The 20,264-nt window shown below is 58.8% G+C and carries 24 protein-coding genes and 1 tRNA gene; 14 read left to right on the top strand and 11 right to left on the bottom strand.

All coding sequences use genetic code 11. The features are described from left to right. Positions 1-66 precede the first annotated feature (66 nt). Together DP106_RS06345 and DP106_RS06350 are read left to right on the top strand one after the other, a co-directional pair. On the top strand, positions 67-1,017 hold the full coding sequence (locus DP106_RS06345) for a MarR family transcriptional regulator (protein ID WP_120084151.1): 951 nt from the start codon (positions 67-69) through the stop codon (positions 1,015-1,017). Then, on the top strand, positions 1,014-1,862 hold the full coding sequence (locus DP106_RS06350; RefSeq protein WP_120084152.1) for a DUF6036 family nucleotidyltransferase: 849 nt from the start codon (positions 1,014-1,016) through the stop codon (positions 1,860-1,862). The genes DP106_RS06345 and DP106_RS06350 overlap by 4 nt, the downstream gene beginning before the upstream one ends. A gap of 17 nt (positions 1,863-1,879) precedes the next feature. Here DP106_RS06350 and DP106_RS06355 read toward each other — a convergent pair whose 3' ends face one another. Together DP106_RS06355 and DP106_RS06360 are read right to left on the bottom strand one after the other, a co-directional pair. After that, positions 1,880-2,890: a tyrosine-type recombinase/integrase gene (locus DP106_RS06355; RefSeq protein WP_120084153.1), complete on the bottom strand. Its 1,011-nt coding sequence runs from the start codon at positions 2,888-2,890 to the stop codon at positions 1,880-1,882. A gap of 1,433 nt (positions 2,891-4,323) precedes the next feature. Then, on the bottom strand, positions 4,324-5,076 hold the full coding sequence (locus DP106_RS06360; protein ID WP_240625337.1) for a YncE family protein: 753 nt from the start codon (positions 5,074-5,076) through the stop codon (positions 4,324-4,326). Between the two features lie 197 nt (positions 5,077-5,273). Between DP106_RS06360 and DP106_RS06365 the strand changes: the two genes are divergently transcribed. Beyond that, positions 5,274-5,882 carry a nitrous oxide reductase accessory protein NosL gene (locus tag DP106_RS06365; protein WP_205738894.1) on the top strand — a complete coding sequence of 203 codons (609 nt, stop codon included), beginning with the start codon at positions 5,274-5,276 and terminating at the stop codon, positions 5,880-5,882. Here DP106_RS06365 and prf1 read toward each other — a convergent pair whose 3' ends face one another. Together prf1 and DP106_RS06375 are read right to left on the bottom strand one after the other, a co-directional pair. After that, positions 5,883-7,130 (bottom strand): peptide chain release factor aRF-1, encoded by a 1,248-nt coding sequence (gene prf1 / locus DP106_RS06370; protein WP_120084154.1) that lies wholly within the window; start codon positions 7,128-7,130, stop codon positions 5,883-5,885. A gap of 64 nt (positions 7,131-7,194) precedes the next feature. After that, complete coding sequence (locus DP106_RS06375; RefSeq protein WP_165857834.1) at positions 7,195-7,749, bottom strand: response regulator; 555 nt, start codon at positions 7,747-7,749, stop codon at positions 7,195-7,197. A gap of 93 nt (positions 7,750-7,842) precedes the next feature. Here DP106_RS06375 and DP106_RS06380 point away from each other — a divergent pair, with 93 nt between their 5' ends. From DP106_RS06380 to DP106_RS06400, 5 genes are all read left to right on the top strand, one after another. Beyond that, the gene (locus tag DP106_RS06380; RefSeq protein ID WP_120084288.1) at positions 7,843-8,454 is read left to right on the top strand and encodes a DUF309 domain-containing protein; all 612 of its coding nucleotides are present in this window, start codon (positions 7,843-7,845) and stop codon (positions 8,452-8,454) included. A 175-nt stretch (positions 8,455-8,629) separates the two neighbouring features. Next, positions 8,630-9,601: a phosphoadenosine phosphosulfate reductase family protein gene (locus DP106_RS06385; RefSeq protein ID WP_120084157.1), complete on the top strand. Its 972-nt coding sequence runs from the start codon at positions 8,630-8,632 to the stop codon at positions 9,599-9,601. A 114-nt stretch (positions 9,602-9,715) separates the two neighbouring features. Then, positions 9,716-11,158: an aldehyde dehydrogenase family protein gene (locus DP106_RS06390; protein WP_120084158.1), complete on the top strand. Its 1,443-nt coding sequence runs from the start codon at positions 9,716-9,718 to the stop codon at positions 11,156-11,158. Positions 11,159-11,200: 42 nt separating this feature from the next. Then, entirely contained in the window at positions 11,201-11,935 is a 735-nt protein-coding gene (locus tag DP106_RS06395; RefSeq protein WP_120084160.1) for a diphthine--ammonia ligase, read from the top strand. A 29-nt stretch (positions 11,936-11,964) separates the two neighbouring features. Next, the gene (locus DP106_RS06400) at positions 11,965-12,258 is read left to right on the top strand and encodes a transcriptional regulator (protein WP_120084162.1); all 294 of its coding nucleotides are present in this window, start codon (positions 11,965-11,967) and stop codon (positions 12,256-12,258) included. Between the two features lie 32 nt (positions 12,259-12,290). Here the strand turns inward: DP106_RS06400 and DP106_RS06405 are convergent, their stop codons facing one another. Together DP106_RS06405 and DP106_RS06410 are read right to left on the bottom strand one after the other, a co-directional pair. After that, positions 12,291-12,983, bottom strand: a complete 693-nt coding sequence (locus tag DP106_RS06405) for a type 1 glutamine amidotransferase domain-containing protein (protein ID WP_120084163.1) — start codon at positions 12,981-12,983, stop codon at positions 12,291-12,293. A 323-nt stretch (positions 12,984-13,306) separates the two neighbouring features. After that, positions 13,307-13,552 carry a DUF5816 domain-containing protein gene (locus DP106_RS06410; RefSeq protein WP_120084164.1) on the bottom strand — a complete coding sequence of 82 codons (246 nt, stop codon included), beginning with the start codon at positions 13,550-13,552 and terminating at the stop codon, positions 13,307-13,309. 133 nt (positions 13,553-13,685) lie between these two features. Here DP106_RS06410 and DP106_RS06415 point away from each other — a divergent pair, with 133 nt between their 5' ends. After that, the gene (locus tag DP106_RS06415) at positions 13,686-13,895 is read left to right on the top strand and encodes a ribbon-helix-helix domain-containing protein (RefSeq protein WP_120084166.1); all 210 of its coding nucleotides are present in this window, start codon (positions 13,686-13,688) and stop codon (positions 13,893-13,895) included. On the opposite strand, the gene DP106_RS06420 is transcribed toward DP106_RS06415, so the two are convergent. From DP106_RS06420 to DP106_RS06430, 3 genes are all read right to left on the bottom strand, one after another. Further along, entirely contained in the window at positions 13,896-14,321 is a 426-nt protein-coding gene (locus DP106_RS06420; RefSeq protein WP_120084289.1) for a hypothetical protein, read from the bottom strand. A 6-nt stretch (positions 14,322-14,327) separates the two neighbouring features. Beyond that, complete coding sequence (locus DP106_RS06425; protein WP_165857835.1) at positions 14,328-15,035, bottom strand: hypothetical protein; 708 nt, start codon at positions 15,033-15,035, stop codon at positions 14,328-14,330. Between the two features lie 198 nt (positions 15,036-15,233). Beyond that, positions 15,234-15,518, bottom strand: coding sequence for a DUF5779 family protein (locus DP106_RS06430; protein ID WP_120084169.1), 285 nt, complete (start codon positions 15,516-15,518; stop codon positions 15,234-15,236). A 289-nt stretch (positions 15,519-15,807) separates the two neighbouring features. Here DP106_RS06430 and DP106_RS06435 point away from each other — a divergent pair, with 289 nt between their 5' ends. From DP106_RS06435 to DP106_RS06455, 5 genes are all read left to right on the top strand, one after another. Continuing rightward, the gene (locus DP106_RS06435) at positions 15,808-16,698 is read left to right on the top strand and encodes a CPBP family intramembrane glutamic endopeptidase (RefSeq protein ID WP_120084170.1); all 891 of its coding nucleotides are present in this window, start codon (positions 15,808-15,810) and stop codon (positions 16,696-16,698) included. Positions 16,699-16,815: 117 nt separating this feature from the next. Further along, positions 16,816-17,451 (top strand): uracil-DNA glycosylase, encoded by a 636-nt coding sequence (locus DP106_RS06440; RefSeq protein ID WP_120084171.1) that lies wholly within the window; start codon positions 16,816-16,818, stop codon positions 17,449-17,451. 76 nt (positions 17,452-17,527) lie between these two features. Continuing rightward, on the top strand, positions 17,528-18,286 hold the full coding sequence (locus DP106_RS06445; RefSeq protein WP_120084173.1) for a DUF2064 domain-containing protein: 759 nt from the start codon (positions 17,528-17,530) through the stop codon (positions 18,284-18,286). Between the two features lie 180 nt (positions 18,287-18,466). Further along, positions 18,467-18,691 carry a DUF5795 family protein gene (locus DP106_RS06450; RefSeq protein ID WP_120084174.1) on the top strand — a complete coding sequence of 75 codons (225 nt, stop codon included), beginning with the start codon at positions 18,467-18,469 and terminating at the stop codon, positions 18,689-18,691. Positions 18,692-18,761: 70 nt separating this feature from the next. Beyond that, positions 18,762-18,940 (top strand) — tRNA-Trp (locus DP106_RS06455). A 202-nt stretch (positions 18,941-19,142) separates the two neighbouring features. Here the strand turns inward: DP106_RS06455 and DP106_RS06460 are convergent. Together DP106_RS06460 and DP106_RS06465 are read right to left on the bottom strand one after the other, a co-directional pair. Then, positions 19,143-19,475 (bottom strand): hypothetical protein, encoded by a 333-nt coding sequence (locus tag DP106_RS06460; protein WP_120084175.1) that lies wholly within the window; start codon positions 19,473-19,475, stop codon positions 19,143-19,145. A 46-nt stretch (positions 19,476-19,521) separates the two neighbouring features. After that, the gene (locus DP106_RS06465; protein ID WP_120084176.1) at positions 19,522-20,097 is read right to left on the bottom strand and encodes an archaellin/type IV pilin N-terminal domain-containing protein; all 576 of its coding nucleotides are present in this window, start codon (positions 20,095-20,097) and stop codon (positions 19,522-19,524) included. Positions 20,098-20,264: the final 167 nt, after the last annotated feature.

Raw genomic sequence — 20,264 nt, forward strand, 5'->3', positions numbered from 1 at the left:
GAATCTAAGGAGAATATCTCAAAATACGCAAGATATTTATAAGTGAGTTGCCTATTTTGAGACAACTTGCTCTCCAAACCAGAACTCACCGTTCTCTCACAGCTGAGTACGCACGCAAGCGGAAACGTGATACAGCGAGAGTTAGCTGACAATCTCGATTGGGATCCAGGACACGTCTCCCGTGTAGTATCGAAGCTTGCAGATCGAGAACTGGTTGTCAGAGAACAAGACAGCGGCCGATACCGGGTTTCATTGTCGAACGCTGAGCCGACCGAGCGGTTTGCCGACCTCACCCGTGAATTCCCCCACGTCAACTTCCCCGATCTGCTTGCTGGGTCCACGATTAAACTCATGTTCTATTTGACTGCTGAGCGAACTGCAGCCGAACTCACCGGATGGACCGACGTGAGTCGAGCAACAGTATACCGCCGACTCAACCAGTTGCAGAATGTGGGCGTCGTAACTAAGCGAGACACTCGGTTCGCGCTGACGCAGCAGTTCGAAGAACTAGCTGCGTTTGCGCGATCGCTTGTGCGTCACCTCCAGCGACAGGAGGCGGGTAAACATACTACTGGCGTTCGGATCATATGGGCTGACGTAGACGAGTACCTGTTTAGTTGTCAGACTGAACCGCCTGCGGACCTAGTTCACCAGACCGGTCCGGACGCATTTGAACAGTACGGCATCCCGTTGCTAACTCAGGAAAGTCAGTACTATTTTCGATCCGAAGAACAGTCAGAGATTGCGCCTGAAGACCTAGTCTGCCACATGCTGCTGATCGATGACGGTGCTCGGTATCGATCGTACTGTCTCCTACTAATCGTAGGTTGTGAGTTGGAGGCGGAGACGCTCACGCGTACAGCCGAGCGATATGATCTGGAAGCTCAGATTGAGCTCAGCGACATGGTCCAACAACTCTGTGCGTACCTTGATTCCGAGGGTGCAGAATCCGAGGCGAAGTTGCCTGAGTGGGACACATTCAAATCGAAGGCTGCTGATTACGACATATCAGTATGACACCTCGGGCGCAGTTCGATGCCGAATACATTCAGTCGGAACTGAGAGATGTCGGTACGGCGTTGCAGGCCGAGGTCACGGTGTTTCTCATCGGTGGCGGGGCGATGGCATTTCGAGGGCTGAAGGATACGACTAAAGACATCGATCTGGTAGCTACGAGCGAGACAGCATTCAACCGGTTACTTGCTGGTCTGGACGACCAAGGATACGAGAAAGTATCTGATCTCGACGAGACATACCAGCAGTTGGGCGCGAGGCTGTGTGTCGAGAACCCTGATGGCTGTCGAATCGACGTATTCAATCGACAGGTCGCTAACAAACTCATTTTCAGCGATGCCATGCGGCAGCGAAGCGAGGAGTACCTCACGTCCAACGAGTTTACCGTCCGCTTGACCGCGCTGGAGGATATCTTCCTGTTCAAAACAGTCGCTAAGCGGCCTGATGACATCGACGATATGAACACGCTGGTGCAGACGACTTTGGACTTTAGCGCAATTGAGGAGGAGATCGCAACGCAGGTTGAGTTATTGGGTGGGAAGCAGTTCACGACTCACGTCCGCGAGTCGCTTGATGAATTGTACGAGCAGTACGAGATACAAACCCCACTCGAGGACGTAATCGATGATTACTACGCGCAGTACATGAACGAGCTGGAAGTCAGGCTCGTGTTGAGTGAGGACGACCCGCTGTCGGTAGAGGCAATTGCCGACAAGCGCGACCTGAACCGTGACCATGTAGTGGAGCAGCTACAGCAACTCGAAGCATTCGGGTATGTTGAGCAGACAGACGCGGGGTTTGCCGATACGGGAAAACGAGACGCATTCAACGAAGAACCCGATAGATGAAGGGTTAGATCAGGTTCTTAGATGTCGTCTAGGTAGTCTCGTCGCTGCTCCATCTTCTCTTTCTCCGATCGTGAGTCGTAGTGCGTCGAAAGCACGCTCTCGGTGACATTGGCCCGGTTGCCGACGGCCTTCATCGGCCATCCCTCAGACAATGCATGTGTGATGCCACCTCTTCGTAACGCGTGTGGACTCAACGACGACGGACACTGGGAGGCCTTGTTGTGCTCGGTCGCATCGCATTCTTCAATCTCTTTATCGTGTGGACATTCACCGCTGATCTCACATGGGCGGGTGTACCGGTAGCAGTCACGTCGTAGGGTTGTTGTGTTTGGTCGGCCCTGTTCTGTCGCGATCAGTGGCTTTCGGCCGTGGTCGTCGGTCACGTCTGGCCGACAATTGGCGATCCAATCATTGAGCAATTCTGCTACCTCATCAGTCAAAGCCACATACCGTTCGCCCCTGGATTGGTTTTTCAGACTCGTTTCGGAGTCTGGACGATGAGCAACTCGGAGGAATTGTTCATCAGGGTCGTAGTCGTCACAATCGATGGCTCTGATCTCACCAACGCGCATCATCGTATGCCACATCAGCGTGAGTACCACGTGTGGACGCGACGCGTACGAAAACCTCTGTAGGTGGTTCAGAATTTCTTTGGCTCGCTCTGGTTCCAACCGCTCATCTCGCACGTTGTCGCCATCACTCAGCGTTGGCGAGAGTACCTTGGTGTGTAGATCAGTTTCGACGCCGTCAATCGACTCAAGCCATCTGATGAAGACGCGAAGCGTATCCATCTGTGTCTTTTCGGTCGTTGGCGCGAGATCACCCTCCTCACGACGGTGCAGCCGAAATTCGTGTAACTGCCGGCCAGTCAGCTCGTTCAAGTTGGTAATCTGCTTGTCTTCGCACCACCGGATGAAGTGACCCAGCCGAGAGCGGTGTGAGTATAGCGTCGCTTCTGAGACGTTATTTTCTCTGTCTGTGAGATACAATTCGAGTGCGTGTCGGGGTTCGATTGGTTCCAAACTCATGGATTGGTCTGCGCAAACCCCCCGACACGAGGTAATCTGAAACCGCCGTTATTCGGCGACACACGCCCCAACTCGAAAATCGTTCAATTCGTAAACAAAAGCCTGCAGCGCACATACGAAACAAACATCTTTTGCCTCAAATGTAAATACCCAAATAGAGCCTTCTATACGCTGTTTTTCGTCGGAATTGATTTCGTATATTCGCTTCTGTTTTCTGATCCAAACAGCAATTCGACTGCGGCCCTCTGCCGTCGTCCGCTTCCGCTCTCAAACCTCCGATTCCTGTTTATCGGCTCTGCGGCCCTCGTTCCGCGCCTTCTTCGGCACAGGAATCTAACACAAGTCACACAATATCGTGAATGAAAGGGGTGTTCTTATTTTCATCTCTAGATCACGGCGAACCCGTTGACACCTATCTCACTGGTCTCCGGCGGCCCGCCCATCGTCTGACCGTCGACACCCGTCGTGTTGCGTATCTCGACAGCTCACAGAGCCATCGCAAGCGCGACCCGGCAGTGACGCTCAGTGCCGTCTGAACGACTTCAGATCACAAACGGATAGCAATCAATGAGTAGTGAAAGCCCGTCTACTGGCCACGTTGACGACTAGGTAGAGCCCTCTGCTGGCTTGGCACTCGAAGAGACTAATTCTGTAAACTCTTCTACCGGCAAATCTGACGAGTTGGACGAACGGATGTATAAATGCGTGTTCGAACCGGTTGAACAGCAACGCGGCTACGTCCCTGAGTTATGATACTGGTACTCCTAAAAACGCGAAAACAGTTTTACACCGCTCAGGCAACGGAATCAGCATAGATCCGTACCGATAATAGCTATTCCTCAAACTACAGATGATAAAGAGCCGCCGGCAGCCATCCTGCTACGGCAGGACGACGCCCGGCCGCAGAGTGGCATCAGGGGCACCGACGGATGGTGTCTCGGTTCTCAGTGCTGAACATCGCAAGCCTGTGTCCGTAGGCCACTTTCACAGGCTGTATCCCGAATAAACGGGATGATAGCATTAAAACTATGTTCTAAATTATCAGATTTAAAAACGACTGCAACAGATAAAAACAGCAGAGGCGACTGTGCGATCCCCCGCAACCCCCGTAGAAACTCCCCCGACGAAACGAAGGTCAGGGGTCGCCATCTGGCATCGGGATCAGGCGTTCCATGTTCAACACTGATAACCGAGACACCAGATAGGCATCTATAGGTTATTTCTCGTATGTATTAAAATCAATGGTCAAAACAACGGCAAATCAACAGGCGAGGATGACATCGTATCACAAACCCCACGCCAGACGGATTTCTCGTGGCCAGCCGGCGAACAAAAATCGATCCGCGAACCCGCTCACGGCGTAGTCATTCGACTGCCAAACTACGCGTTCAGTCAGTTCCGACTGCTGACTGTGATTCCACGCACGGTGGTCGTCACTGATCGGCCTCCAGCGTGTGCCCGCACGCACAGTTCCCGATACAGTAGGTTGTCTCTGCCGTCGACGCCGCAAGCCCGAGGCGTGCGAGGGTGACCCCCATCGTCGATGTCGAATCGGTTGTGGGCCGTACCGTCCCAGCGGTCGTCCCGTAGGGGCTTGAGCCCATATCGATCCGCTCGATGATCTCGCCCGCCGCGTGGTCGATGCCTACCACCTCACCGACGGTTGTTGACCACCGGTCGGCGTCGATCCGATAGTTCATACGGCTCGGCTCCCGCGCGCTGACGACAAGGTAGTCGCCGTCGGGGGTCTGCTCCTGCCAGTTTGCGCTCGAACCGGTGTCGACGTGAGCGACCTCATCCAGTGTTCCAGCGGTGAGCGCGCCCACCCCGTGCTCAACGTTGAGCCACAGCACGCCCTCGGATCCGTCGGTCAGGTCAGGCGTGTACTGGTTCGACGGAAACGACGAGGAGAGCCCGATCGCTCCGGAGCCGACGACCTCGTTGCTCGCGGGATCGATCAGGCTTACCGTCCCGTCGCCGGTGTTGAACACGAAGACGGTCGATCGCTCTGTGGCCTGAGATTGCGTGTCATCGTTGGCCTCGCTGTCGCCATCGCCGGCACAGCCAGCGGTAGCGACCGCGCCTGCGGTGGCCCCGCTGGTCAGCAGGTGGCGATGGGAGACGGCATCGTGGCCGACCCTGTCGTCGTCGCGGTTTGGATAGGGTGGATTGGCTGACTGTGTCATGCCAGCGTGTCACACTGATGTACTGAATCGGCACCGATGGCGGCACACCGGCGACTACTTGTGATCGGGCGTTCCGGTGTGCGTACTCGATACGAAGCAGTCAGCTATCTTTTTTCGAGTAACACACCATAGTAATTAACGAGTCGTCGGCCGAACCGTTGACCATGCCACGATCCGGTCGTACGGATAGACGCACAGTGCTTCGAACAGCCGCAACCGGCGCGATGCTTGGGATTGCAGGGTGTATCGGAAAACCCGACTCAGCGGCCGACGGCAACACAACCGACGACGCACCCGACGACGAGACAACCACGCAACCAGCAGCGATCCCGGCAGATGCGAACTGTGAGGTCTGTAACATGGTCGCCGCCGACTACCCGGCGTGGAACACCCAACTCACCCACGATACCGGCAACGACGCCTACTGCTGCTCGCCGGGCTGTCTGGCAGCCTATGTCGCCGAGCCACCGCGGTTTGGTGGGCCGGATGCCCCGATCGACACAGCGTGGGTGACCGAATACGGGACGGAATCCTTCATTCGGGCGAGCAAGGCGTTCTTTGTGCGGGTGACGAACCCTGATCACGTTGCTGATGTGATGATGAAGAATCCGATGCCGTTTGCGACTCGTGAAGCTGCTATCGCGTTTACCGAGTCGTTTGACGGGTACGACGAGGACGACCTCCTCCGGTTCAGCGACTTCGACATGGCGTTGGCGACGTTCTACCGTGGCAAATTCTTCGAAGGCGACGAGAACCACAGCTCTGGGGGCAACGAGAGTATTGTGGAACCAACGAGTACAGCGTAGTTAGACGCCAGTCGAGTACCGCAGGATGCCAGCGATCCCACCGAAGGCGTTGTAGAGCTGTTCGCCTTTTTCGAAGTCACTTGAGATGAATTTGACCTCGGTACCGCGCTGCTCGGCGATCCCGATAAGATGGTCGATGGCATCTTCACGCTCGACGACCGCTGCATCTGTGCCGTCGTCGCACTTGTGTGCTGGTGTCTCCTGCCGGCGGCCGACGAGCTCGTACTCCTCGGTGCCGTCACAGTCGTAGACAACCACATCCTGTCGCAGATCCTCGGAGATGAGCAGCCGGTCGACCGAGCCCATCACGAGGTTTCGGCGAGTCGGCTCGAAACCGTAGGTTGCCTCGTCGCCGTCGTGGAGGTTCTCGAAAAACTCCTCCATCTGGTTTTTGTCTTTGACGACCTCCTGATCGGCCAGTACGTCGCTGCCGGCGTCAACAAGGTCGTGAAGGCCGGATTCGTCGGTGTAGGCGACATCGAATTTGCCTAACACCATATCCTGGAGTTCGTGGTGCAGGTAGTCGCCGTCGACGAACTCATCTTTCGTCGGCGAGGGCCCACCGATGAGGATGCCGTCAAGATCGTGCCGTTTCGGCACCATTAGCTCGTCGGCCATCTCGGCGATCTCCTGATAGAAGTTATCGATCGCTTCCAGCCGCAGACGGGCGAACCGCTGAGCTGACTGCCCACCCTTTCGCTGCTTGCCGGGCACCAGCGAGGAGGCGGATTTCACCGGCTCGACGCGTTTACCCTTCAGCCAGCCGACGTTGGCCTCCCGGCGGTCGAGGACGATCAGGCCAAACAACCCCTTGTCGAGCAGCATGTTTTCCAGCGGCTCGGTCAGAAAATCAGAATCGCAGTGATACCGGAACGACTGGATCGGTTCCGACGGCGACTCCAACACACGAGTGACCATCTCGGTTTGGCCGCCGCCGGAGTCGACCGCCCCGGAGAAGATGACGATCCCGTTTTCGGGTGGGTAGGTGTCGTAATAGCGCAGTCGATCCTTGATCGAGGTGAGGGCGTCTTGGACGTTCGTCCGTGTCTGTTTGGACTTGATGTTCGAGGCCTCGGAGTGTTCCTGAATAACGTGTTCGACAACCGAAGAGATCTGCTTGTCGTCGGGGATGTAGATCGTGACGAGCTGGGTGCCGGAGCCTTCGAACTCCTGGAGTTCTTCGATAACCTTCTTAAACTCGTATTTCTGCCGGTCGTCACCGGCTTGCCCCTCGGCGTCCGTACTCATTGTGGCTATATCGCCCGGCGGCGGGTAAGTATGCTTTGGCTCCGTGTTTCAGGCCGTCTGATGACTACTCAAGAAGCGTGGTGACGCTGCTGTCGTCGAGTTTTTCGACCGTCTCGTCGAACTCGGCTTCCAGCGTCGCCATGTGGTTTTCAAGCTCGGCGAACGCCTCGTTGTCCGCAAGCTCAGACCGGGAGTACGCCTCCCGTAAGACATCGTAGGTCTCTGCGGCCGCGTTGTATTCGGCGATAAGCTCCTCGTATCGTTGTTTGAGAAACACCCGTTCGACGGCATCCAGCAGTTCGTCCTTCGAGACGGATTTCGTGAGATAGCCATCGAACGGGAGATCAACGAGATCCGTATCGGGGTCGATCGCCGACACAAGAAGAACCTGAAACTCAAGCTCCCAGTCGTCGATCCGCTTGATCACGTCATCGCCGGCCATCCCCGGCATCCGGCGATCCAGCAACACCAGATCGATATCCGGGCCGAGTTTGGTCAGCGCTTCGCCGCCGCTGGTTGCGATCTTCGTCTCATAGTGATCCTCAAGCCGAAGGGCGTACGACTCCGCGAGATCGGCCTCGTCGTCGACGACAAGGATCGTCTTCGCAGCCTCAGTCATACCTGAACACCCACACAACACCCAAAAAATCTTGTCACTTTTCGGTCGGCGGCTGGACGGCAAGGGTTTGTATCGCCCGTCACAAACGCCTGTATGGATGACGCCCTGACAGCCGGTATCGCCCTCTACACCGCCGGCGACTACCATGCCGCCCACGAGCCATGGGAGGCGACGTGGCTGGAGCTGCCTGCCGGCGACGACAAACAGCTTCTCCAGGGGCTGATTCAGTTCACCGCAGCCATCTATCACGCTCGCCAGCGCAACTGGGACGGCGCGGTTGGCCTCGCCGAACGAGCCCAGTCGTATCTCACCGCGGTGCCAACGCAGTACTGCGGTATCGATGTCGACAGCGTGGTGGCAGCCCTCAAACAGCTCGAAGCCGACCCAGAACGGATCGAGCGCGAACCGAGTCCGCCACTGCGCTACCAAGGTCGAAAGCTGACCGCAGCCAACCTCGAAATCGAGGGGATCACGACTGCCGCCAGCGTTGTTGCCGCGGAGGACGAAGAATACGATACGGCGATCGTCAAGACTGCTATCGACTACGCACGAGAGGAGACCACCGGCTCACAGGCGCAGTTTATCAGGCTGCTGACCTCGTTTGTCGACGACCGCGGACACCGCGGCATTGTCTACGATCGGCTTCGACAGAACGTCGAGCGACGGCAGGCAAAACGAGACGATGTCGCCGGACTGTTTGACTGATCGGATTCCGATGCTAGCGCGGTCGTAGCGACTCCTCCGCAACTGCAGAGGCCGATGCGACCCACTCTGAGTGCTGTGACGCTGTTGCAGCAATTTTTGCTGGAAGCAGTAACCACTGACACCGAAATCGGCTGTCATAAGACATTTATTCCGCCTAATTAGATGTCATTACACGATGTCAGCAGATTTCCCAGAGCACCTCGATGTCGATTACACCGACGGCGAGGGCGAAGATCCAGCCGACTATCCGCAGTTGCCAGATAAGATCGAGAAGGCCATCGAGGTCACGCAGGCCGGCCTCGAACAGTACGAGAATCCGGCAGTCATGTGGACTGGCGGCAAGGACTCGACGCTGACGCTGTATTTCATCAATCAGGTTGCCGAAAAGTACGGCTACGACAAGCCAACGGCGGTTTTCATCGACCACTACCAGCACTTCGATGAGATCACTGACTTCACCGAACGCTGGGCCGAGGAGTGGGGTATCAATCTCGTTTACGCCCGCAACGAAGATGTGGGCGAGTACGTCGACGAAAACGGGCTTGAACCCGGCGACGACATCCCCGTCTCGGCACTCTCTGAGCACAACCAACACCACGTACGAGAGATCCTCGAATACGAGGACGACACCTTCCCGTTCCTGTTGGACACCTACGTCGGCAACCACCTGCTGAAAACCGTCGCGCTCAACGACGCGCTTGAGGAACACGGCATCGACGGCGTCATCTCCGGCGTCCGCTGGGACGAACAGGAGGCCCGCGCCGACGAGACGTTCTTCAGCGCGCGCCACGATCCGGACATCTACCCGCCACACGACCGTATTCAGCCGATTCTCCAGTTCGACGAGAGCGACGTGTGGGGTGTGTTCTGGAACTACGTTGTGCCGGACACCGTTGAGGCGTTCCCCGACGACGGCTACGTGCCGGAGTCCGCAGACGACCTGCCGGACGGCGTCGAGCAAGACGACGTGCCAATTTCGCCGAAGTACTTCGCCGGCTTCCGGAGTCTCGGCAGCGAAGTGAGTACCGAAAAGACGACCGACGAGCCCGCATGGCTACAGGATCTCGACAACACGACCGAACGCGCTGGTCGCGCACAGGATAAGGAAGACCTCATGGAGCGACTGCGCGATCTCGGCTATATGTAACGGCTCAGCGACCACGATATGTGAGCGACGGCAAAGCGATCGTCTCCGGACAGGGTAGCGGTCAAACTAGTGGGCAGCACAATCCTTTTTTCTGAGCTCGATCAAATTGATTGAATGTCAGATTCCGAGTCGACACAGACAGAAAAACTCTATATCGACGGAGCGTGGCAGGAGGGCGGCGAGACGATTGTGGTCTCTGATCTCGCAACTGATGGCACCGCCGGTCGGATTGCGGCAGCCTCACAGCACCAAGCCGATGACGCGCTGGCGGCAGCCGCTGCGGCCCAGCCAGCGATGGCAGAGACGACCGCTGTCGAACGCGCACGGTGGCTTGAAACGATCGCTGACGCTGTCGAGGCTCGGGCTGAGACGTTCACCGACACGATCGTTCGAGAGGCCGGCAAGCCGATCTCGTCGGCCCGGGGCGCGCCGGCGGCGGCCGCCGAACGGTTTCGGTTTGCGGCCGCCGAGGCTCGTGATCTGGCGACAAACCACGGCGAGTACCGAGAGGGGGCGACCGCCGGCCACGAGGAGTGGACGGCCATCGTCAAACCCGAGCCGATGGGGACGGTGCTGTGTATCTCACCGTACAACTATCCGCTCCAGACGACCGTCCTGCAGGTCGCCCCGGCGTTGGCGGCCGGCAACACGGTCGTTCTCAAACCCTCCTCAAAGACCCCGTTGACCGCGGCGATACTGACCGATGTGATCACCTCGGCCGTCGACCTGCCCGATGGTGCGATCAACTTTGTGCCCGGCCGAGGTAGTGAGATCGGTGATACGCTGGCCGGCGACGACCGGATCGATACCATCGCGATGACCGGTTCCTCGGCTGCTGGCCAGCACGTCGCCCGCGAGTCCGGCATGGTCAATCTCGTGATGGAACTCGGCGGCAACGCCCCGGCGATCGTGTTCCCTGATGCGACCCTCGCCGACGCGGCGGGTGCCTGTGCAGCCGGCTCGTTCAAGTTCGGCGGCCAGCGGTGTTCGGCGGTCTCTCGGGTCTTGGCCCACGAGTCGATCCACGACGAGATGATCGAACAGCTGCGGCTGACGATGGATTCCTGGGTCGTCGGCGACCTCTTCGACGAGGAGACCGACTTCGGGCCGCTTATCGATGCTGCCCAGGCACAAACAGTCGAGGAACTCGTTGACGACGCAGTCGACGCCGGTGCGGAACTGATCGCCGGCGGCGACCGCGACGGCGCGTTCTACGAGCCGACGCTGCTTGCGGACGTGCCCCATGACGCCCGGATCATTCACGAAGAGCAGTTCGGCCCTGTTGCCGCGGTCACCAGCTTCAAGAACGAACCCGAGGCGATCGACCTCGCTAACGCCGGGACTCTCGCATTAGATGCCTCGGTGTTCACCACCGACCACGACCGGGCGATGCGGGTCGCCGAGGCCGTCGACGCCGGTGGGGTTCGGATCAACGGCGCGCCCTCGCACGGTCTCGGTGATATTCCGTTCGGTGGCAACGATGGCTCCGGAATCAACCGCGAGGGGATTCACGCCACCATCGAGCAGATGCTCCGCAAGAAGTCGATCATCCTGTAGCCGACCAAAGGCGGTATTACGCCTCCGGGTTTGGGGTCTTGTATGACAGACGACTGGGTGAGTCTTTTCTCCGGCGGCAAGGATTCCTCGTGGGCGCTCTATCGGGCACTTGCGGCGGGCCACGACGTGACGCGACTGCTGACCGTCCACCCCTCCGAGGACTCGTATATGTATCATGTCCCTGAGACACAGCTTGCCACTCTCGCCGCCGAGAGCATCGGTGTCGACCTCATCGAAATTGATCCTGGCGATCTTGACGCCAGCGAGGCGACTGACTCGGCCGCGCAGGGCGACGCCGAACTCGAACCGCTCGAAGCAGCCCTGACAGCGCTCGCCGACGAGATCGACCTCGCTGGCGTCACCGCGGGTGCCATCGAAAGTGAGTTCCAGACCACCCGGATCCAGGGCATGTGCGACCGCCTCGGCATCGACCTCTTTGCGCCACTGTGGCAGCGCGATCCCGAGGCACTCGCCGCCGAGATGCTGGATGCAGGCTTCGAGATCACGATCCTCCAGGTCGCAGCCTACGGCCTCGATGAATCGTGGCTCGGCCGGACGCTCGACGCCGACGCTATCGACGACCTCCGCGAACTCAACACGGAGTACGGCGTCCATCTGCTGGGCGAAGGCGGCGAGTTCGAAACCTTCGTCACCAACGGCCCGCATATGGATCAGCAGATCGAGTTAGAATATGATACCGAGTGGAACGGCGACAGCGGCCGCGTGCGGATCACCGATGCGCGATTGGCAGCATCGGACACAACGACCGACGAATGAGTTTTGCACTGAGGGATCTGAGGGGAGATATGACCGATTCAACGCGCCGTGAACGACTGGCCGACCGGCTCGGTGAGGGGCCAGCAACCGCTAGCGACCTTGCCGACGAACTCGACACGCCGGTCTCGACGATCTATACTGACATCCAACACGTCGCCAGATCAACGCGATACACCGAACAACGGGAATTCCTCGTTGCGCCACCGGAATGTGTGAACTGTGGGTTCAGCGGCTACGATGATCCGATCAACCATCCGTCGCGGTGTCCGGAGTGTCGCAGCGAAAATATCGAGGAAGCCGTCTTCAAGATCGACGCGGAATAACGGAACGCGACCGGTGTGTGCGCCGTTGCTGCTTAGGCTGTCGCCTCGATGCCGAGTTCGGCCAGAAGCGTCTCAGCGGCCGCCCCGGAGGAGCCCGGCCCGCGGGCGGTGATCAGGTCGCCGTCGACGGTGACGCTGGTATCGGCATCGAGCTCGGCATCCCAGTTTCCACCGGCGGCGATGACCTCGTCTTCGACCCAATAGGGGAGCTTTCGGCCGTCATCCATCAGGTCGTGGTCGTCGACAATGCCCTCCTCCCACTCGTTGGGGAAGCCCGTTACATCACGACCGTCGACGAGATACTCACCGTCGTCGGTGCGGGTAAAGCCGAGCAGCCCGACAGCGTGGCAGACAACAACCGCGGTGCCGTCGTCGCCGGCGACCGCATCGGTCAGCAGATCGCGGGCGTGGCGATCCGTATTGACATCCCACATCGTTCCGTGGCCGCCAGGGAAGACGACAGCGTCGTACCCGTCGGCGTCGACAGCCGTGATCGAGACGGGATTCTGGAGTCGTTCGTCATTGCCATCGCACTCCAGTACGCGTTCGGCGACCTCTTCGCCGACCTCGGCGGGATCAACCGATCGCTCATCAACAACCGGCGGCTCGCCGGTCGGCGTCGCAACGTCAACCGCAACGCCGGCGTCATCCAGCCGGAGCAGCGGTTCAATACACTCTTCGCCCCAATAGCCGCGTTCGCTAACCACAAATAGTGCGTTTGCCATCATAAATAGTATGTACTCAGGCGTCAAAAGCAGCGTTTCAGTATGAGTGACAGCTTTGCGGGGAGGGTGGCGCGCCGTGGCACCTGACAGTGTCGAACGAGGGTCGTCGCTAACTGAGCAAACCGATCATGAGATCGGCGATATTACCACCGAGTAACGTTCACATCGGATCGCACAAGCCTAACAGATCCACTCCGATTCGATTGTTGTGTTCGTCTGTAGTACGCTGCAGCAGAGACAGCCAACAACTGCCATAGGTCAGTCAGCTCCGCATGGAATCAGCTCATCTGAACACCGCCGCCTTCCTGACAGGTTCCCCCGGCTTACTCGTTGACTGCGTCCCACTCATCTGGCTTGCGAATGTTCGAACAGCCGTTACAGACGACCCGCCCCATCGTATCCATCGCATTGTCGAAGCCGCCACAGGCGTTGCAGTAGTAGCCCCATCGCTCCGTTCCCCCGGCCGTACAGTACACCGGGTGAAAGACATCGACGGAGCCGCGTTCTGTTTCCTCGCGGTCGATATAGACGGTGTCGCCGTCGGCCGTCGTCGCTTGCTCTCGACTCATATTCAGGGTACCGTCCTCTGTGGGTTTATGCGTATGGCTCTCCGATTTGGGTATGGGACGCCCAGCCCCACAGCTGTATTGTTGCCGCCGTGTTGACAGAGGACTTATTCAGGTCGCTCCCACACCAGTCAGTATGGCTGATTACACAACGGTGTCGATCCCGAAAGAGCTCGGCAACCGTGTTGAGGAGACGATCGAAGGAACCAGCTTCACCTCGACGAGCGATCTCGTCCAATTCCTCCTGCGGAGTATCGTCATCCAACAGGAGCCTGACGGCACAGTAACGGAGGAGGATTTCGCCGAGGTCACCGATCAGCTTCGGGATCTTGGCTATCTAGAGTAGCTACTCGAGGGTTTCGACCGGTGGCTCGGCATCGAGACCAACCAACTCGACGCCTGTGCCGCGACGGTCGAAGGCACGAATTTGCTTGGCATCCCACGGCGGCACCGCCACGAGAACCGCGCCGGCCAAGTCGTCTTCCTTTATCACCGCAAGCGGGCCGGTTGGATGTGAGACAAACCGGGCCTGCGCGCCGCCGGAGGGGGTGCCAAGATCAACCCCGAAGACCGAGCTCACCGCGCCGCCGGCGTCGGGCAGATAGAAATGTGTCAACACCGGGGTGTCGGGATTAACATCGGCGAGCCGATGATCAGTTCCGGTCAGCTCGGCGGCCGGCGTTGCTGCCAGCGGGACGTTCGCCTGTTGTGGTTCACGGTCGATCGCAAACTCGACGAGCACATCGAGCAGCCCGGCTGTCGCATAGAGCACCACGGGTTACCCGGTGAGAAACCCCTTCAGTGTCTTTGCGTACAGCGAGGGGGTGTTCGCCCGTGAGGAGTTGAGTGCAGCCTCGATCGTGGATGCAGCGTTTTCCTGAACTCCCGCGCCGTGACCGACACGGAGCTGTTCTGGACGCCCGTGCGATCGAAGCGCGTCGGGGGGTGTGAGCCGCAGCATAGGATGCACCCCGAGCTGCTCGTCGCCGGCGAGGAAGTACGACACCGTCCCAACAGACTCAGGGACAACCATCGTCCCGGTCGCAGGATTGTAGAGTCCGGCCTCCTGCCACGGTGGCAGTGATGACTCCCGGATCACAAACGACTCGAAACCGGACTCGCCGAGCTCGCCTGCAAATCGGCTCACTGGGGCGTCGATCTCGTCGACAACGCCGGACATCCACGTTGGCACATACACATCAACATCGTGACGGCGGGCGACCGCGGCGGCATCACGCTTGTGACGGTCGAGACAGACCGCGACGCCGGCAACGTCGCTGGCTCCTGTCCCCTCCTCGCCGACCTCAGCGAGTAGGTCGTCGACACCGTCGGCATCGACGGGATCGACCACCCAGACACCCTCGGGCGTTGGGAGTGCGTGACTCGCTCGTTGCATCGTTTCATCCGGATAGGCCACCCAACCGGCTCCACCATTGAAGCGGTCGATTACCTGCAGGTCGGCCGGGCCATCTCTCTTCATAGGCATATCCCTGAGTTATGACTGTGGCGGCATAAACACAGGCACGTCGGTAAGCCGGTGGGAGGTTTCCACCGCCAATACCGACCGGCCACGGTCTCATCACCTTCCTCATAGATCGAACCGACTGAACCCGCTCACCGGTACGCTGCAGCGGAACAACCACGAAGCAACCGTGTCTTCGTTCTGATTGACACCCCGGTGCTCTCAGAGTCGATCGGTATTGATCGCGGTCTCCGGCGGTGTGATGATCAAAAAGTCTCGAAAATGCATGAGCTCTCCGCCCATGTCTTTGATCTCTCGGGCGAAGCCAGCAGCCAACTCGTTGAGGTCGCCCTCAACGGAGAGCACGAGGACGTTACCTTGCGTGATCGACTGCACCCACTCGGTGTCTTCGGTCTCACCGTCAAGCACACCCAACACCACCTCATCGCTCGGCATGTCATCGAGTTGCGCCTCCGCCTCACGGAGGTCGAGATCAAAATCCGCCATACACCTCGGTTAGCCGGTGACACTAAAAGGGTTCGGGCGTCGCCGTCAACGCCGTTGTCCAGGCGGGTTACCACGAGCACCGACCGCTTGAACAACAGTGTTTTTCGCCGTCCGGAACCGAGTAAACGATGATGTTCGCCTCCACTATTTGGGCTTGTCGTCGACCGCCGACGCGGCGTCGCCCGCATGAATTGACGCTACGCCTGTCGTCTGTATTCGATCGAGCAACACACCGACAGTCGGCATCACGGCGACCAACTGCCGGTGACAGCCGCTGTGGGTGGTGGTGATGGGCGAATCAAGCAGTGACCCGGGCGACCGACGCCCCGTTGGATCAGTTACCGACGACGGCCGCATCGTCTCCGGCGGTGCCGACGGTGGATCCGGACGCTCCCGCTGGCGGCTGCTGGAAAAGCTGTGGGCGATCATTCTTGCTGCGGGGCTTGGGTTCGGTGCGATCGTCCTGCCAGCCGTATTGATACTGCCGCTGCTTGCGGCGACGATGGTGTTCCCGATCGAGCAGCCGTTGTCGCCGTTGGCTGAGCTTGTGATCAACTTCGTGTTTGGGCAGATCTTAGCGATGGGCGGGATCGCCGTCGCGTATCTGTGGGCAACCGGGAAGGAGTTCTCCTTTGTGCGCATCCGCAAGCCGACGTTGGCCCAGGTGTTGGTGATCGCAGTTGCACCGTTTGTTGTGCTGTTTAGTATCGGCCTCGTCAATATTATCTCCTTTTCACTCGGTGTGCAGGCAGCGTCCCACAGCCTGCTGAACTTCGAGGGGATCGAGCCGAGCTTCTATCTGGTGTTGATCCCGTTTATGATCCTCATCGTTGGCCCGTTTGAGGAACTGCTCTACCGAGGGATCATCCAAACCCGGTTGACAAACTCCTTTCGCCGGCCAACAGCGATCGTGCTGGCGAGCTTCATCTTTGTGCCGATTCATCTGACAGCCTACAGTGCTGGTGGTGCCAACCTGGTACAGGTGTTTGCGGCCTTCGCGGCACTGTTTGTTGGCTCAGTTATCTATGGAGCACTCTACGAGTGGACGGAAAACCTGACAGTCGTCGCGCTGGCCCACGGGCTCACAAACTCGGTGCAACTCCTCGTTGTCTATGTTGTGACGACCAGCGAGGAGCTGTCAGAGCTGGCGAATCAGGCGACAGTACTCCTTGGTCTCTGATTACGCCCGTTCAACGTGTTGGGTGGGCCACCTTGCAGTCGCGGTGAGGTAGGTACTGATTGATCACTGCGGTGGCCTTACCCGCAGTGTTTTACTCGCCGATCCCCACAAGCCAGTGTGGACGTTCACCAGCCCCAGTTAGAGAACCCCTTCGGCATGGACGAGGAGTGCACCAACTGTCCGGGGCTCTGTGAGGCACGCAGTAACGTCGTTCACGGTTACGGCGATGTCGGCGGCGAGTTCATCTTCATCGCTGAACGCCCCCACGAGGGTGCCGATACGACAGGCATCCCGTTTACCGGCGACGACGCCGGCCGTCGCCTCCAGTGGATCCTCGGCGAACTCGGCTTTGTGCGATCCGACCCCGACGCCGCGGAACCGGACATGCAGAACGCATTTTGTACCTATCTGACGCGCTGTCGACACCCAGACCGCGAGCCAAGCGAAACCGAAATCAACACCTGTGAGCCGTATCTCAACGCCGAGATCCGGATGATGAACCCACAGATCATCGTCCCCATCGGCCAGCGGGTGATCGAATCGTTGGCGATGGAGTACACGACCCAGTCGCCGGACGATTTCGACATCGAGGACGTCCATGCGACAACCGTTCGCGGTCGTGGCTTCGAGCTTGTCCCGATGCTGGAACTCGATCGGCAGACTGACGCCGACAGCGAGGCCTTCATCGAGCATCTAACCGAGAACGTGTTATCGCGGGATTATCGCCAGACGAAGGGTCGACAGAGTCGCTGACGACCACGGCCCAGCGGCATGTCGGCAGCCGTCTGGGATCACCGTGTTCAAGACGCCGCCGCCCCGAGCGGTGGATATGACCGTAATCGCCGTGTTGGCGTCGCCACCCCGTGAGGGGCTTGTGTTGCCCGCGCTCTCTGAGACGAGCCCACTGTCGGTCGCCGCGGTAACCGACCTCTATGAGGCAATGTTGGCCGATACGTTCCAGGCGATCGACCGCTCGGGCGCGGAGCTGCTGGTTAACTATCCGGACTCTGAGCAGTTGCCGGATGCTCATCGGACTGACACCGAGCCGGTCGCCGAGCTGCGGGCCATCGTTGCCGACGCGCTTGACGATCCCTCTGCTGTGCGATTTGAGCCACAAGTTGGCTCGACGTTTTCAGCGCGGGCGGGCAATACGGTGACGCATCTGCTCCGCGAGGAGGAGGCGGCGTCGGCGGCCATCATCCGCGGGACGGCACCGTTGTTGTCGCGGACGATGATCGACGGAGCGGCGATGAAGCTCCGCACCAACGATGTGGTTGTTGGCCCAGCGAGTGAGGGCCGGGTCTACTACGCCGGCTTTACCGAGGTGATCGATTTTGCCGATGTCTTCGGCGCAATCGAGCTCCAGCGCCTCGCTGATCGGGCGGCCGACGCCGAGCTGTCGACCGAGTTCTTGGGTGCCTCGCCGGTCGTCGAAACCGGCGGGGATCTCCGGACACTGGTGCCAGAACTGCGCGCCCGGGTGTCGGCCGAACGGATCGTCCCCGAGCGAACAGCGACGTTCATCCACGAGCATGGGCTCGCTGTTATTGCGGGCGACGACGGGCGCAAACTCGTCGCCGAGCAGTAATCGCTACCAGTTCTATCGGCGACACGAGCAGAATCGCACGCTTCGAGGGCACCCGAAGCGTTCGGTGGTTGAACGCGTCGCGGGCTTTCGGTAGACGCCACCCGCGCGTAACGGATTGTATGAACACTCTCTGTCCCCGGCACGACAGGTCTTTGATGCCGCCCTTATTAGCGAGTTGGTATGAGCAATCGCGTCGTTGAGGGCCGCATGGTCACCGCCGAATCGCTGGCCGAGTTGATCGAAGGAGAGTCGCCGATGGAAGCGACCGAGATCGAGGATGCTGACCGCGAGTGCCCGGACTGTGGTGGCAACGTGTTGGAGGTTGGCTATATGCCAAATGTCACATCGTTTGTCACCGGCTACAAGTGTCAGGACTGTGGCTGGCACGACAGCGAGGCTGAGTAGTCACCCCTGGCTGTGGGTTGGCGATGCCGACCGAAACCCCTTTACTGTGATCCGGGTAAACTGTTGGCGAGGGGACGTGGCCAAGCCAGGCATGGCGACTGACTCCAGAGGCCACGCGCCCGGGACGACACTCCAGACTGATATGCCGAGCGACCGACTGATCATCGGTTCGCAATGACGACCCTCTGGAGTTCCGAGGCGCGTACCGGAGATATCAGTCGATCGGGGGTTCAAATCCCTCCGTCCCCATTTACTCCGCTTCGCTTCGTAACATCGACCGTACAACCTCTCAAACGTAGTTTTAGGATTTAGAAGCCGTTTCAATCCACCATGTTTGAGATTCAAATCTATGCTTCGTGATCCACATATCGATGATAGTGGTCTCCGAGCACCAGAGTATCGAACTCCTGCCGTCGACAATAGCGGCCCACTCAGTTGGGAGACCGCCGTCTCACGGCAGTTGTAGAGTGCCCTCGTACTGATGTGTGTCGTTGACGGTATCGACATAGCGGTATGCTGGTGGCGGATCGATACCCCACTGTTGGAGTCGGCTATCGACCGCATCAACGATAGTCGTTACAAACGACCCCCGATCCCTGAGCGTTGGCGGTGAGTGCGTATGAACTGTCTTGTATCGACAGATAGCACTCGACCCGTTAGGCGGACTGATCTCAATCTGCAGGTCGTCTCTGAGCGTCCCGCTTACGCCACTTGCGTCCCCGAGTAACAGCCGTTCGCCGAACCTGTCGATCGCTGTCACCACTGTATCAGGAACGTGGTTCATCTGCCGGGATTACGTGCTGCTTCGGCAAATGCGTTTGCTGGGTCTTCTAGAGGATGTACGATTCATTGTTGACAATATTGTTTGGGGCTCTGAACTCCTTGTATGTCGTCCCACCGTCAGGTGCGATCGCAATGAAACGAACCTTCGTCCGCTCCTCAAGATGGCTCACCCCCTGAATCGCGGTCAGATTAAGCCGAGTCGTAATAAGATCTGATTGATCCGATAAGGTGCTGGTGCCGTTGTCAGCCAGCCCCTGTACCGAGTGGTAGGAAACGCCGTCGCTGACAGCCTCGTTGCCGTTGACGACGGTCGCGTTGCCGTTGACCTCTACGGTGTAGGAGGCGTCGCTGAGATTAATCGGATCCGAGCCCGGTGTCAGGCGCATACTAATATTCAGCACGTCGATGTCGCCGTTGTTCGTTGTCTCCTCGCCGATGGCGTGTTTGATCTGGATGACGTTGCTGACCTCAGCGGTCGTTTCCTCGCCGGTGGCCTGGGCTTGAGCCTGCAGCAACCCCGCGGTATTGATCAGGACGCCCGCCGCGATCGCCGCGACCAGCACCATCGCTATGAAGACGATGAGTGTCCCGATCCCAACCTGACCGCGAGCCCCGTCGGACATAGTGTGACTTTGCCCACCCAGAACAGGTGCAGCGTTACCTGTATCTGTAATCAGGAACGCATTAAACATAGGCTCGCAATTATCAAATTTAATACTAAGACGCAATCTCGACCGGAGTCAGCTCCGATCTCAACTTCTTTCGACCCGTTAACGAAAGTTAGGCTGCA

Source organism: Halonotius pteroides (assembly GCF_003605635.1).
Classification (GTDB): Archaea; Halobacteriota; Halobacteria; order Halobacteriales; family Haloferacaceae; genus Halonotius; species Halonotius pteroides.